Source organism: Amorphus sp. 3PC139-8 (assembly GCF_040750475.1).
GTDB lineage: Bacteria > Pseudomonadota > Alphaproteobacteria > Rhizobiales > Amorphaceae > Amorphus.
Genome location: NZ_JABJVY010000001.1, coordinates 436,971 through 450,981, shown reverse-complemented (window position 1 = coordinate 450,981; position 14,011 = coordinate 436,971). Strand labels below are relative to the sequence as shown.

The 14,011-nt window shown below is 61.1% G+C and carries 13 protein-coding genes; 9 read left to right on the top strand and 4 right to left on the bottom strand.

What is annotated here, in order from left to right; genetic code table 11:
- Positions 1 to 681: 681 nt before the first annotated feature.
- The 6 genes from HNS03_RS02055 to HNS03_RS02030 all read left to right on the top strand — a co-directional run bounded on the left by HNS03_RS02055 (position 682) and on the right by HNS03_RS02030 (position 7,130).
- On the top strand, positions 682 to 2,145 hold the full coding sequence (locus HNS03_RS02055; protein WP_367192699.1) for a methyltransferase domain-containing protein: 1,464 nt from the start codon (positions 682 to 684) through the stop codon (positions 2,143 to 2,145).
- Positions 2,146 to 2,564: 419 nt separating this feature from the next.
- Positions 2,565 to 4,709, top strand: a complete 2,145-nt coding sequence (locus tag HNS03_RS02050; protein ID WP_367192697.1) for a hypothetical protein — start codon at positions 2,565 to 2,567, stop codon at positions 4,707 to 4,709.
- A 267-nt stretch (positions 4,710 to 4,976) separates the two neighbouring features.
- The gene (locus HNS03_RS02045) at positions 4,977 to 5,183 is read left to right on the top strand and encodes a DUF1737 domain-containing protein (RefSeq protein ID WP_367192696.1); all 207 of its coding nucleotides are present in this window, start codon (positions 4,977 to 4,979) and stop codon (positions 5,181 to 5,183) included.
- Between the two features lie 14 nt (positions 5,184 to 5,197).
- Positions 5,198 to 5,737: an RBBP9/YdeN family alpha/beta hydrolase gene (locus HNS03_RS02040; RefSeq protein WP_367192695.1), complete on the top strand. Its 540-nt coding sequence runs from the start codon at positions 5,198 to 5,200 to the stop codon at positions 5,735 to 5,737.
- Position 5,738: 1 nt separating this feature from the next.
- On the top strand, positions 5,739 to 6,380 hold the full coding sequence (locus HNS03_RS02035; protein ID WP_367192694.1) for a LysE family translocator: 642 nt from the start codon (positions 5,739 to 5,741) through the stop codon (positions 6,378 to 6,380).
- A gap of 6 nt (positions 6,381 to 6,386) precedes the next feature.
- Complete coding sequence (locus tag HNS03_RS02030) at positions 6,387 to 7,130, top strand: sulfite exporter TauE/SafE family protein (protein ID WP_367192693.1); 744 nt, start codon at positions 6,387 to 6,389, stop codon at positions 7,128 to 7,130.
- A gap of 7 nt (positions 7,131 to 7,137) precedes the next feature.
- Here HNS03_RS02030 and ilvE read toward each other — a convergent pair whose 3' ends face one another.
- Positions 7,138 to 8,040, bottom strand: a complete 903-nt coding sequence (gene ilvE, locus HNS03_RS02025; protein WP_367192691.1) for a branched-chain-amino-acid transaminase — start codon at positions 8,038 to 8,040, stop codon at positions 7,138 to 7,140.
- 176 nt (positions 8,041 to 8,216) lie between these two features.
- Here ilvE and HNS03_RS02020 point away from each other — a divergent pair, with 176 nt between their 5' ends.
- Entirely contained in the window at positions 8,217 to 9,140 is a 924-nt protein-coding gene (locus tag HNS03_RS02020) for a LysR substrate-binding domain-containing protein (RefSeq protein ID WP_367192690.1), read from the top strand.
- Between the two features lie 46 nt (positions 9,141 to 9,186).
- On the opposite strand, the gene HNS03_RS02015 is transcribed toward HNS03_RS02020, so the two are convergent.
- Positions 9,187 to 9,795 carry a 2-hydroxychromene-2-carboxylate isomerase gene (locus HNS03_RS02015; protein ID WP_367192688.1) on the bottom strand — a complete coding sequence of 203 codons (609 nt, stop codon included), beginning with the start codon at positions 9,793 to 9,795 and terminating at the stop codon, positions 9,187 to 9,189.
- A gap of 55 nt (positions 9,796 to 9,850) precedes the next feature.
- Complete coding sequence (locus tag HNS03_RS02010; RefSeq protein ID WP_367192687.1) at positions 9,851 to 10,345, bottom strand: cupin domain-containing protein; 495 nt, start codon at positions 10,343 to 10,345, stop codon at positions 9,851 to 9,853.
- Between the two features lie 222 nt (positions 10,346 to 10,567).
- Here HNS03_RS02010 and HNS03_RS02005 point away from each other — a divergent pair, with 222 nt between their 5' ends.
- On the top strand, positions 10,568 to 11,569 hold the full coding sequence (locus HNS03_RS02005) for an alpha/beta fold hydrolase (protein WP_367192685.1): 1,002 nt from the start codon (positions 10,568 to 10,570) through the stop codon (positions 11,567 to 11,569).
- Positions 11,570 to 11,574: 5 nt separating this feature from the next.
- Positions 11,575 to 12,024: a GNAT family N-acetyltransferase gene (locus tag HNS03_RS02000; RefSeq protein ID WP_367192684.1), complete on the top strand. Its 450-nt coding sequence runs from the start codon at positions 11,575 to 11,577 to the stop codon at positions 12,022 to 12,024.
- A gap of 97 nt (positions 12,025 to 12,121) precedes the next feature.
- Here HNS03_RS02000 and HNS03_RS01995 read toward each other — a convergent pair whose 3' ends face one another.
- Positions 12,122 to 13,858: a SulP family inorganic anion transporter gene (locus tag HNS03_RS01995; protein WP_367192683.1), complete on the bottom strand. Its 1,737-nt coding sequence runs from the start codon at positions 13,856 to 13,858 to the stop codon at positions 12,122 to 12,124.
- Between the last annotated feature and the right edge of the window lie 153 nt (positions 13,859 to 14,011).

Genomic DNA, 14,011 nt, shown 5'->3' with positions numbered 1-14,011 from the left:
GCGACGGCGCTGGCGGTCTTTTCGTCCGGATCGACTTGAGTGAAGCTTGGCCGAGAGCGGTCGTAAATGGCAACATGGCCCCCTCCCTTTCGCTTGGTAGAGGGTCCGTCATTTTGTGCGCCGTGCGGGCAAATGCCTGCATCTCGTTCGGCGGTCTGTGGCGTTTGCCCGCAAAGCGCCCCTGCACGATCCGGTCTCGACCAGTTGGCGTCAGACGGGGCCATTGTGATGGATGTTCAATCGCGACCCTCCTCCCGGGCGGCCTGAAGCGGGATTATTCCAATCACGTCGGCAAACCCAAATGGACAACCTATCCAAACCCCACAGCTAAAAGCTATTTGGAGCTAGAGATTGACGCCGTGTTTGCGCCGCTTCGGCATATAAGAACGAAGGGATCGTGTTTGTTGGCACAGGCGCGACGGACGGCTCTTACGTGTCTCGCCCACGAGCGTCCGTCGAGAATGGCCGAGGCTGCACGAACCGATCCCAAGCCGAAAACGTTACCCTCGCCTGCCGAGTTCCGAAGGACGGATAAGGGGCCGGCGCCTTGTTCGGTTATGAATTGTGTGAGCCTGCGATCGTGAATAGGTGTCTCTTCGACTTTCAGATTGAGCTGTCTTCCATGTCGCCTGCAGCATCGTTTCCGCCAAATTCAAAATTTTTCCGTCATAAGGTGTCCTTATGAAGGTCAGCTTCAGACGTTTTCTTCGCATGCTTCCTGGCTTGCGGGGGGCGGAATACCTTCAAAATACTTCCAAACCATCGCACGCTTCGGCTCAAATCGGTGGCGATTCTGCGGATCAAGAAGAACCGGAAGTAACAACGCCTGCGCGGGATGGCGGCCAAGTGGATATGGTGGGAGCGCAGGAACAGGCTGTCGTGGCTCTTTCCGATGCCATCGCGCCACCGCAGCCGCCAAAATCCCTTTCCTTCACGTCAATTGAAGACGTCCTGAGGGCCTATGCGTTCGAGGAGTTGCCTGCCGCACTTGGGCGCGAAGACGTGCCGTTTGACGAGGAATTGTCGTCTTACCTTGGGACTCATTGGACGCGCTTCCTGACCACGCTATCCTATTTGGAAGGGTTGTCGCCCCAAAACGCACTTGATGTTGGTGTCTTCCCTCCGCTGGTCTTCCAAGCGCTTTTGGCTAATAGCTTTCCAGGGATTTCGATGGCGGGCCTTTGGGAGGGCCCAAATCCTTACTCGCAAAGAATTCGATCGCGACGGCCGGATTTGCCGAGCTTTCCCGTTCGGCTCGATCCGGCCAACAGCGAACGCGACCGGTGGCCGTATGAAGACGAGACCTTTGATCTGGTTACAGGGATGGAAATTCTCGAGCACTTGGCGCTCGATCCATACTTCTTTTTTTCCGAAGCAAGCCGCGTATTGAAGCCCGGAGGTCATTTACTAATCACCACTCCGAATATCGTTAGTCATAGAGGGGTGTGGAAGATGCTAAATGGTATTGCTCCTTATTCGTTCGGTATCTTCGTCCCTTCCGGCGGTGTTTACGGTCGCCACAACCGAGAATACGCTCCGCCTGAGATTGCGGAGATTGGCGAAGCTGCGGGTTTCGAAACGATGCGCCTGTCCACGGTCGATGTCTATGATCGCAAAATTGATCCCGCGACTGCAGAGTTGCTGGTGTCTCGAGGCGACGATCTGGCCTTTCGAGGGGAGACGATCTTCTATCTATCGCGGAAATCCTCCAAGCCGCGTGGCGCACCGGGCCGTCTATATCATGGTGATCCCGTGCGGATGAGCGGTGCCTTCCATGTTTTGGAACACGGCGACGAATTTGTGAGGCTCGGCCTCGAAAATACGTCATCGGCATGTTGGCTCATCGCGGGAAAGGGGGCCACATGTCTCTTCGCGGAGTGGATCGATGCAAATGGTAGCCTGCGTCACCAATATTCTTTTCAACCGCTCGGAAAACCTGTCGAACCGGGTGAAGCCTGTGAAATAGAACTGCCATTAGGCTCAGATACAATAGAGAGTAAGGGGATCCTGCGTCTCCACTTTCATCAGGTGGGAGTGGGAGTGATGACGGGCTCCGGGCGTGCGCCGACGATATCGCTGGCCTGCTCGGAGAAGGAGTTCTTCCGACTTGCAAAATTGGGTAACAAGTCAGGACATGTGGCGTGACGATTTTTAGAGGTCTGGACAGTCGTGCCGGGTAGGATCGTTATATATGTCTGCCACTGGAGCTGGCGGAAATATATCGGAGGCTGTGGTGAGTCGTGAGGCCGAGGTGTACTCTCCTGAATGGATGTATTCTCATCAGGTAATGAAAAGGGATCGCGTCGCGATTCTTCTTAGTTTACGCATGTGAGCTTGATCTTCCGCAGTTCGGTTGAATTGGCCTGTGTTTCTCCCAGTCAAATTGTTTCAATCTGAACGCTAAGGACTTCTCAACCTATTGCATCCGGAGCCGTTGCTCGTCGCTCAAATGTTTTCTCCTGAGCGGAAAAGGGCTCTGGTAGGCTGGTGAACTTGGGGCCAGCAAGCTCGGCTTGTGCGGACTTGCAGGCGTTGTCGGTAAGAATCTTGGAATCACCAACGCTATGTCCGTCAGGTTTCTCGAAAAAATTTCTGTCTCTAGATCACGATTTTTCCTGGTCGGTGTTCTTTGTATAGGTTTTACCGTTTTATACGCCCTGAACGCAGGGCAAGATGTCAACTTCGATCAGAGAAACTACCATTTCTACGATGCGTATGCGTTTCTAAATGGACGGCACGCGGTAGACGTCACCGCCGCAGGGGTGCACTCATTCCTGAACCCATTGCCTTACGTCATTGATTTTCTGCTCGCTCAGCATTTCTCGCCCGTCGTTACAAGTGCAATTATATCTGCCGTTCAAGGCCTGAACCTTCTGCTTGTCTTTGTGCTTTGCGAGCGCATGTTGGTCTCTGCCTCCGCAGGGACGCGCTTTCTTCTCGCTCTCGCCGCCACTCTCATGGCGGCCTCCAGCCCGACGTACCTCGCTGAACTCGGCACCACCTTTTCAGACGCCGCTACAAGTATCCTTGTGCTGGGCGGTGTGGTTTTGCTGGTCCATGTTCCCGCTGGTGTCCGAGGCAGCGGAGCCTGGCAAACCGCATTCGGAGGCTTTCTTGTCGGGGCGGCGGCGGCTCTAAAGCTAACAAATGCGATTTTCGCGCTCGCCGTGGTTCCGATGGTTCTCCTCGGACCCAAATGGCGAAACCGCTATATCTCAATCTTATTGCTCGCATGCGGTGGCGTGGGAGGCGCTCTGCTCTTTGGAGGCGCTTGGCATTTCCAGCTTTGGCAGACTTACGGAAACCCGACTTTCCCGTTTTACAACCAGATTTTCGCTTCGCCGGAGTTCCCGCTGGAGAACATCCGGGATCACCGTTGGCAGGTAGATGGGCTTTGGCAAGCGATCTACGGTCCGCTCCAGATGGCGTTCGGGGTTCAATCGACCAATGAGCTCGATTTCCGCGACGCGCGGTATCTTCTCCTAGGTCTGGTTATTCTGGGCGCGCTAACTGCGTACGGCGTGCGTCGAGGCTCGGCAGCAAAAGTCGATACGGTCGCCGACATCGACCGGATTCGGGAGCGGCTGATGCTCGGACGCCTTGGGGCGTTCTTCATAGTGGCTGGCGGGTTATGGACGGTTCTTTTCTATATACAGCGCTATGCGCTACCTCTCGAATTGATCGCCGGGCCGTTGATCGTAGCGTTGATCTGGCAATCATCGACGTCCTTGATTTTAAACTGGCGCGTGCCGGTTGCAGTGAGCCTTGTATGCGCGCTTGTGCTTGTGTTTTGGAATGAGACATACTCGTGGGGGCGCGTTCCATTTCAGGATGCCTGGTACGAACTTCCGGATGTTCCCGAGTTCAATGGCCCTGCCGCCTATCTCGTGGTCGACAAGGCGGAACCGATTTCTTGGTTGTTTACTGAGCTAGACCCCGAGTCTCGGATCTATCGACTGGGTAGTCTGCCAATTGAAAAAGGTGGGACATTTGACCGAAAGATCCGAGAGGGACTCGCGTCCCCGCCCGGGGGCATCGTTCGTTTGGTGACGGTCGAAGGGACAAATGAGGAAGGGGATCTGGCTCTTCATCGCTACGGGCTTTCAAAAAAGGCATGTCGGCACGTCCGAACCACGTTTGAGACCTTGAATGTCTGCACGTTAATCGATCGAACGAGCGCTGGTGTCGCCGTCGAGAATGGCATCGAGGTCGGAAAGAAAATGCTGTTTGCCGACGGGCTGAATGGTCAACTTCTCAAGGATGGCTGGTCCAGACAGGAGAGCTGGGGCGTTTGGACTGAGGCCGACACCGCGACGATCACACTTGATACAGGTGGGATAGAGTCGCCTCTGTCCGGGCTCGCGATTCACTTCCAGCCTTTCTTCGGCCCGGGCATGGAAGATCAGACCCTAAGAGTTTTGATCAACGGCAAACGAGTGGCCAGTTGGGAACTCATTCGGATATCTCTTCCGCAATATTGCTGTGAAATGATCGTACCACTTCCCGACGCCGTTGAGCCGGGCCAGGAAATTGAAGTTGAATTCGAAATCGCAAAGCCAACATCGCCAAAGAGTCTTGGGCTCTCGAAAGATGACCGGCCGCTCGGCATCGGTCTCATCGACATGACAATTTTGGCGGAATCTCTCTGTCCGTCGATGCAGGAGCTGACGTCATCAAGCGAATGCACGCCGATCCGCTCGAACAATTGAAGAATTGGCAATCCAGGTTCGGAGCCGGTCGATGTCGGTCAATGACTGCATGAGCTTGTCGTGAAGCCAGGCCGACCGGCGATCGGTAAGGCGGGGCCAACGCGACCCGGAAACGCTCGTATTTTCTCTTCCCCGGAGACGACGCGCGATGCGCGCGGGGAGACGAGCGCGTGAGGAAACCTGCTGATCGAGTGAGATCGCTTCAGTTTCCGGGGCTTGCCGGAGGCCTATGATGTGCTGTTCGCAAGCAACGGGGACCAGGTGGGGATGATCCTCTATCGTGTGCTGACCGGCGTGGATGACGCTGCGTTCTGCCATCGCCTTACGGAGGCGTTGAATCGCGGTTGGAAACTGCATGGAGCGCCGAGTCTGGCATACGATCTGAGCCGGCAAGCGATGGTTTGCGGGCAGGCGATTACGAAAGAGGTCGAGGACCGACACTACGATCCGTCCGTCGACCTCTCCACTCAATAGGCCGGGGATTTCCGATGGTGGCAGGACTTCTTCTTCCCGGTATCGGCGGATCCGGCGCGGCGCACTGGCAGAGCCATTGGGAAGCCGAGAACCGCTCCTTTCAGAGATTTCGTCCGGCCGATTGGGACCAGCCCGATTTGATCGATTGGCTGCGTGCACTGGAGGTTGCCGTGACCGAGGCCGAAGAGAAGCCGGTGCTGATCGCCCACAGCCTGGCCTGTCTGCTCGTCGCCCACGCCGCCGAGCGGGTCGGGCCACGGGTTCGCGGAGCGTTTCTCGTCGCCGTTCCGGATCCCGACGAGCCGGCCTTTCCCGACGAGGCGGCCGGTTTCGGAGATCCGCCCACGCGGCCTTTGCCGTTTCCGACGCTGATCGTGGGCAGCACGGACGATCCCTATGGTTCGCTGGACTATGTTCGCCGGCGCGCCCGGGAATGGAATGCGGGCTTGGTCGACGTTGGTGCCCGCGGGCACATCAACGGCGACAGTGGTCTCGGAGCATGGAAGGAAGGACGCATGCTCTTGGAAGCCTTCTGCGCCGGTTTGCGAGGTTGATATGGAGCCCACCACCGCGATCCTTGCGTTTTCCCTGGCAGCCGGTCTGCTGACGATCACGCCGGGTCTGGATACCGCTCTGGTCTTGCGGACAGCGACGGTGGAAGGCGGCAGGGAGGCGATGGCGGCGGGCGCCGGCGTGGTCGCCGGCGTGCTGGCATGGGGGCTCTTCGCCTCGCTCGGTCTTGGCGCCGTGCTTGCGGTGTCGGAACTTGGCTACCGTGTCCTGCAATATGCCGGTGCGGCCTATCTTGTTTGGCTGGGCGCAAAGCTGCTCCTTGCCGGTCTGCGCGGTGCAGGGGAGGCGCTGGAGGGGGCAGGGTTGGAGGCATCCCGTGGCCGGTCGACCGGCTGGTTCTGGCGCGGACTGATGACCAATCTGCTGAACCCGAAAGTCGGGGTGTTCTATGTCAGTCTGCTGCCGCAGTTTATCCCAGTGGGTGTGCCCATCGTTGGCTTCAGCATCGGGTTGGCCGCCATTCACGCCGCGATGGGGCTAACGTGGTTCGCGATCCTCACAGCGGCGACGCGTCCCTTCGCGACGCTTTTGCGCCGTCCCGGCTTCGTGCGGGGGGTCGACGGTCTGACCGGGTCGGTCCTGGTCGCGTTCGGCGTCCGGCTCGCGCTCGACCGGCAGACCTGATCCGTCATGGATGTTTACGATTTCCTTCTGCTCGGCGCGGCTGGGTTCGTCGGGGGCGGCTGCAACGCCATCGCCGGGGGCGGGACCTTCTTCACGTTTCCGGCTCTGCTCGCCGCCGGGGTTCCGCCGGTCATGGCCAATGCCACCAGCGCCATCTCGATCTGGCCCGGCCATGCCACGAGCCTTCTCGGCTATCGTCAGGAACTCCGCCGTCATGCCGACCGCTTGAAAACGAGTGCGCCGGTCTTTGTGATCGGCTCGATCATTGGCGCCGGATTGTTGTCGGTGACCGGCAATGGTCTGTTCCGGCAGCTCATTCCGTGGTTGCTGCTCGCCGCGACCTTGCTCTTTGCCGCCGGGCCGAAGCTGCGGTCCTGGGTGCTGGCGAGCCGATCCGGCAATCTCTCGAAACCGGTGGCGCTGATCCTGGATTTGATCGTCGCAATCTACGGCGGCTATTTCGGTGCCGGGCTCGGAATTCTTTTAATGGCGGTGCTGACGCTGGTGGGGCTGGACGATGTGAACGAGGCAAACGCGGTCAAGAACGCGCTCGCCACGATCGTCTCCAGCGTTGCCGTTGCGATCTTCGTCGTCACGGGGATTATCGCCTGGGGGCCGGGTGCCGTGGTTTTGGCGGGGGCGGTCGCGGGTGGCTATCTCGGCGCGCACTTCGCCCGCTGGATCAATCCCGCCATCTTGCGGGTCCTCATCATCGCCGTCGGCCTTGGATTGACTTGGCTCTATCTCTAGAGACCGTTCAAAGATGGGCTGCGACGGGCACCCTTCGGCGAATCGATGTCTGGAAGTCGTCGATCAGCTTTCGCGTCACCGGCCCGATGTCCCACTGCATGCGGCCTTCGTTCGACGCGAGTTCGATCACCGGCTGGATCTCGATCGAGGTGCCGACGACGAACACCTCATCGGCGGCGCGGAGATCCGCAAGCGAAACCTTCCGCTCTTCGTTGGCAAGACCGTGCTTTTGCGACAGGTCGAACACGTAGCGTTTGGTGATGCTGTCGAGGAAGCAATCGGCGACGGGGGAGACGAGCACGCCATCCTTGACGATGATGATATTGGTGGACGTCGTCTCGGCGATGTTTCCGTCCAGATCGAGAAGCAGGGCGTCGTCAGCTCCCTCGTCGAGGGCTGCATGGCGCGCCAGCGTGCCGATCATGTAGAGACCGGAACACTTGGAAGCGGTGGGTGCGGTGTCCGGGCGCGGCCGGCGCCAGGTCGCGAGCTGAAGACGGATGCCGGTCTTGCTCTTGCCCAGCGCTGCCGGGGTCGGCCAGTCCCACGCCGCGATGGCGACATGGATCGTTGCGCCGTGCGCGGCCACGGATACGCTTTCGCTGCCGCGCCATGCGAGCGGGCGGATATAGGCGTCCTTCAGCTCATTGGCCCAAAGCACGGCTTCCGTCGCCTTGGTGATTTCAAGCGGGGAATAGGGAAGCACGTAGCCGAGCAGTTCGGCGGACCGCGCAAACCGCTCGAAATGGGCGTCTCCGAGAAAGATCTCTCCGTCGTAGGCCCGTATGCCCTCGAAGACCGCGCCACCCATATGAAGCGCATGGGTGAGAACATGAAGCCGGGCCTCGGACCAGGGCACGAGAGCACCGTCGAACCAGATCAATCCATCACGATCGTCAAAGGGAAGCATCGAAGCGTCGCTCTCGGCTGTTCAAGACTGTTGACGAGGGATAGTTTTCTGCGGGCACCTTGCTTTCGGCGAGTGAGTAATCTTCAGAGCAAAGTGAGAAATCATCCGTTGTGCTGCCCGATGGTGTTCGGTTCCTGGAGCGCCGGATACGTGGTGGAAACTTGCGGTGGCTGGTTGTGACCGAGACAATGCGACTGAACGTGCCGTTGAACGCATTGCGCGCCTTCGAGGCAGCCGCGCGCCATCTGTCGATCAAGGGGGCGGCCGCGGAAATCGGCGTGACGCCGTCGGCCGTCAGCCATCAGTTGCGGATCCTGGAGGAGCTGTTGGGCGTGGAGCTGATGCGCCGGGTGGGCCCGCGTCTGGAACTGACGGAGTCCGGGCAAGTTCTGGCGCCGGAACTCACGGCCGGCTTCAGCCGGATCGTCGGGGCGGTGGGGGCGTTGAAGAATGAACGCAAGCTCGGGCCGCTTCGTCTTTCCATGCTGCCGACGTTTGCGGTCCACTGGCTGTCGCCGCGGCTCACGACCTATCCGTTCGCGCGGTCCGGTTTCGAGCTCCTCATCTCGACGACGCAGGCTGCCGTCGACCTCAGCGCCGGCGTTGCAGACGCCGCCGTCCGCCACGGGCGCGGCGTCTGGCCGGGCGTTCTCGCCGAGCCGTTGTTCGAGGAGACGGTCGCCTTGCTGGGCAAGCCCGACTGGGCCTTGCAGGACGAGGCCACTCTTCGCGAGACGATTGGACACGCCAACCTGTTCCTGTCCCAACATCGGCGGGAGAATTTCGAGCGCTGGAACGAAACGCTTCCTGGCGGCCCCATCAAGCCGGGGGCGATCACCATCGTGGATTCGGCGGGCATTGGGCTGAAAGCCGCGATCGATGGGGCGGGGCTGACGCTCGCGGGCACCGAGATTGCGGCATGGGATATTGCCGCAGGGCGGCTGAGTCTCCTTCTCGGTCACAAGGTGCCGGCCAATGCCGGCTACTATCTGTGCTTTCCGCCGGCTCTCGAGCGCGATCGGCGGATCAGGAATGTCCGCGCCTGGATGCTGGACGAAGCGAAAAAAGCCGAAAATTTGGCTTCGGAGGAGCATTCCTGACCGGCGGTCATGAGCATTGGCCGTAAGACCGGCCCCGCTCCGCCGATCACCAGCCTCCGCGTTCGATCCACTGCTCCATCATCGCCATCCGATCCCAGCCCCAGAACGGCTCTTCATCGGCGACGAAGAACGGCGAGCCGAAAACGCCAAGGGCAACAGCGTCATCGGAAATCCGCTTCACCCTGTCCTTGATCGGCGGAGATGCCGCATTGGCGGCAAGGGACTTCGTTTCGAGTCCAAGCGAGGCGGCAATCTCCAGGACCTGGCTGAGACTTCCCGAGTCGATGCCGTGCGTAAAGTAGGCCTCGAAGACCGCACGGGCGAAGCCGGGCGCAGCCGCCGGGTCTGTTTCCTCGATGAGGTAAAAGACGCGCGTTGCGGCGAGCGCGACGGAGGGATGGTGGTCGGGAAGCCGAAATGGAACCCCGCGCAGCCGGGCAATGCGTTGCCAGTCTCGCCAGGCATAGTCCCGTTTCAGCGGAGTCGAGGACAGCCCTCGTGAACCTGTCGCCTTGAAGGCCGTGCCCAGCATATAGGGGCGCCAGACGATCCGCCGGCCCACGCGCTTGCCGAGTGCATCGATGTCGAGCGCGGCGAAATAGGCATAGCCGGAGGCGAAATCGAACCAGAAATCGATCGTTTTTTCGCTCGTCATGAGCGCCCTGGCGGGTTCGAAGCCGTTCCACCGAAGCGCATCTTCTGCTCGGCCCTCAATCTTCGCCCTCCCAGTAGTCGACACGATCGGCCGGACGCACCACGAGATCCACGCGGCGGGCGGCCTTGTCGCCGCCCGGCGCAGATCCTGCGAACACGGCCATTTTCCCGCTGTCGGGATATTCCAGCACATCGGGTTCGCGCATGCTGCTGACGGCAAGATATTTGAGCGGCTGATCGCCTTCTGCGGTCAACTGGTGCGCGCTTTCCGCGCCGCCGGCGGGGCACACCACAACGTCGCCAGAGGCGATCGCATAGTCGTGGCCGCCATGGCGGAGCCGCCCGCGCCCTTCGAGGATCACGAACAGTTCGTCGTTGGCGTGATGGCTGTGATAGGGCCACGCTTTCTTGCCGGGGGGGATTTCCACATAACGGGCACCGAGATGCGTCGCACCGAGTGGCGCGGCGACCGACGCCGTGCGCGCCAGGAAGCTTTCGCCATGGGTCTGTGCCTGGAGCGATAGCTCCTCAAGCTTGATGACTGGTCGCATTGAACCGTGTCCGCCGGTTGCTCCTTGCTTAAGAAAAACGCTCGAACCGTTGCCAAGGCAAATGAGCACTTCTCAGCTCATGCGGAGACATGCTCATTCGACGCTCCCGCTGCAGCGCGGAAAATGTCAGCATCACACCGGAGCCTTTCCGCTCAGATGGACACATCTAAGCGATAAGAAATGGCCTCGGATTCAAGGGCTTGAGTACCGGAGCGAGAGGGCGTGGGAGAGCTGACGCGTTGCACAGGATGGGCGGTCAATTCGAGCGGGCAGCGGGTTGGTGTGCCGTTTCGGATGGATGCCGCCGATCGCGTGGCGATCGGTGGCTTCATTTGGAGCCACGACCCGGACGAAGTCGGGCGTCCTGTCGTGGTGGTGTCGGCGGCGACATCCGTTCGGTGTCGATACTATTCGCGTTTCGCCGACTATCTGTTTGCCAACGGCTTCAACGTCGTGACCTTCGACTATCGGGGGATCGGGGAGTCCCGTCCGCGGTCCCTGCGTGGGTTCCGGGCGGATTGGGTCGACTGGGGCGAGCGCGATTTGGAAGCGGCGCTGCGTTTTGCGCAATCGGAGTTTCCCGGCCAGCCGATCCACGTCGTCGGCCACTCGATCGGTGGGTTTGCCATCGGGCTCGCGCCCTCCAATCGGAAGATCGCGCGGATCCTGACGGTGGGCTCGCAGTTCGCCCATTGGCGCGACTACGGAAGGACGCAGCGCCGGAAGATGTATCTGAAATGGCATGTCGTCATGCCGCTGCTGACACAGGTGTTCGGCTACTTTCCGGCCAAGCGTTTGGGCTGGATGGAGGATACGCCGGCCGGCGTCGTCCGGGACTGGAGTCGCATGAAGGCACGGTTCGAGGAGACGGTGCGGCAGGATCTGTTCATTGGCGGGGAACGCGAGTCGGAGCTGTTACGGGGCCGTTTCACCAAGCCGACCGCACCGATCCTGGCGATCGGGCTGAGCGACGATCCGCATGGGACGCCGGCAGCGCTCAGTCGGTTGCTCGCCTACTTTAGCTCGTCCGAACGGCTTCATTGGGAGATTGCGCCCTCGGACATCGGGGTGGACGTGATCGGGCACTTTGCCTTCTTCCACGACCGCTTCAAGGAGACGCTCTGGCCGCTCGCGCTCGCCTGGCTGCAATCCGGCGACATCCCAGTGGGAGCGCCCGGCCGCCTGCTGGCTCGCGCAGCTCCGGACGGTCAGAGAAAAGGTTAGAGACGATGCCGACAATCTCGGCCGCCGGCCCGACGGATCGGCGCGAATGGGAGCGCTTGTGGGCAGAAAACTGCGCGCATTTCAAGGCTGGCGGAATGACGGGCGCCGTGGTCGATGGGCTGTGGCAACGCATTCTCGATCCTGCCTCGCCGATGCAGGCGTGGCTTGCCGTCCGCGACAATCGGGCAATCGGACTGGCCCACACCATCCTCCACCCCCACACGTTTTCGTTCGCGGTGGTGTGCCTTCTGGAGGACCTTTGGGTGACGCCCAAGGCCCAAGGCCAGGGCGTCGCGACCAAGATACTCGCTCATCTGGAGGCCGTGGGACGGCAACAAGGGTGGCGACGGCTTTGCTGGGAAACGGACGTGGACAACATGCCGGCCCGACGCCTCTATGATCGCATCGCCACGCGCCGTCCGACGGTCACGTACCGGATCGAGCTCAACGGATGATTTGTCGCTGAGTTTTCTGTGTGATCCCGGTCATCGCAGCGAGCGTCCGCAAGGTCGTCCGATCGGTTCTGGCGGCGAGCGCCGCCAAAATTTGGCACTACTCGGCAGCCTGCGCCGGACCGTCGTTCTGCGAAAGCATCATCCAGGCGTGATATTGCGACAGGAAGACCTCCCCGTTGAGCTCTTGCAGGAAGTGCGCGGTCTTCAGCCGGTCCATCACGGGGCCTTTCACCTCGCTCAAATGCAGGCCGATGCCGAGATCCTTGAGGCGATGATTGATCGCTTCCAGCGTCTCGACCGCTGAGAAGTCGACCTCGTTCACCGCCGAAAACATTAAGACGACGTCCCGGATTCCGGAGCCTTCGTAGACCCGGTCCTGAACCAGATCCTCCAGGAAGCGCGCATTGACGAAATAGAGGCTCTCGTCGACCCGAAGCGTCAGGACGAACGGCACGGTTTCCACCGTGTAGCGCTTGATATTGCGGAAGTGCTGGGTGCCGGGCACGAGCCCCACTTCGGCCACATGCGGACGCGCGGTCTTGGAGAGGTGCAGGGCGACGGAGAGGAGAACGCCGGCGGCGACGCCGACCTCCACGCCGGCGGCAAGCGTCAGAACGATCGTCGCGACGACGGCGGCGAAGTCGGCGCGAGAGTAGCGCCAGGTCTTCTTCAGGATGGAGAAGTCGACCAGGCTCAACACCGCGACGATGATGGTGGCCGCCAGCGTCGCCTTGGGCAGGAAGTAGATCAGCGGCGTCAGCGCCACGGAGGCGATGGCGAGGCCGATTGCCGTAAAGGCGCCGGCGGCGGGCGTCTCCGCGCCCGCGTCGAAGTTCACGACCGATCGCGAAAAGCCACCGGTCACGGGATAGCCGCCGGTAAAGGCCGCGCCGAGATTGGCCGCACCGAGGCCGATCAGTTCCTGGTCGGGATTGATGCGCTGGCGCTTCTTGGCGGCGAGCGTCTGGGCGACCGAAACGCTCTCCACGAAGCCGATGATGGAGATCAGGACGGCCGGCAGCGCGAGCTCGGAAATCAGCTCCAGCGACAGGCCGGGCATGGTGAAGGGCGGGAGGCTCTGCGGCACTTCGCCGACGATGGCGACCCCTCGGTCGTGAAGCCCGAAGCCCCAGACCGCGAGCGTCGTTGCCACCACGGCGGCGACCGGTCCGGCCTTGGCGGCGATGTCGGCAAGGCGCGGGCCAACGCCGAGGCTGCGCAGGAGCGGCTTCAGTCCTTTGCGCACCCAGAACAGAAAGCCGGTTGCCAGCACGCCGATGATCAGCGTTATCCAATTGAGCGTGCCGAGATGGGTGACGAGCGAGTCCACCATCTCGAACAGCGTGAAGCCGCCGGCGCTCACCCCGAGAATGTGCCGGAGCTGGCTGGTGGCGATCAGGATGCCAGATGCGGTGATGAAACCGGCGATCACCGGATGGCTCAGGAAGTTCGCCAGGATGCCCAGCCGGAAGATGCCGAGGAACAGAAGGAAGCCGCCGGACAGGAGCGCTAGCGTCAGCGCCGCCACGGCATAGCCGGCGGTGCCTTGCTGGGCGACTTGCCCGATCGCCGTCGCCGTCATCAAGGACACCACGGCCACCGGCCCGACCGCAAGCGCGCGGCTGGTGCCGAACACCGCGTAAAGCAGGATCGGAACGATCGAGGCGTAGATGCCCGCCTCCGGCGGCAGGCCGGCCAGCAGCGCATAGGCCAGCGATTGCGGGATCAGCATGATCGTGACGATGAGCGCCGCGATCAGGTCGTTCGATAGGGTATTTCGGTCGTAGCTGCGTCCCCAGTCGAGAACCGGAATGTAGCGGGCAAGTCCGTGCATGCTTCAGCCTTCGGGAAAGCCGGGGACGCACGAGGCGTCGTCCCGGATAGACGCCGACGCCCCGGCCGGGCGTCGGAAATGGTTGCTAGACAGTCCGCGTTTCCGAGGGGCGAACGAACGGGCGCCCGCCGCGCTCGGAAACGAGTTTAATCG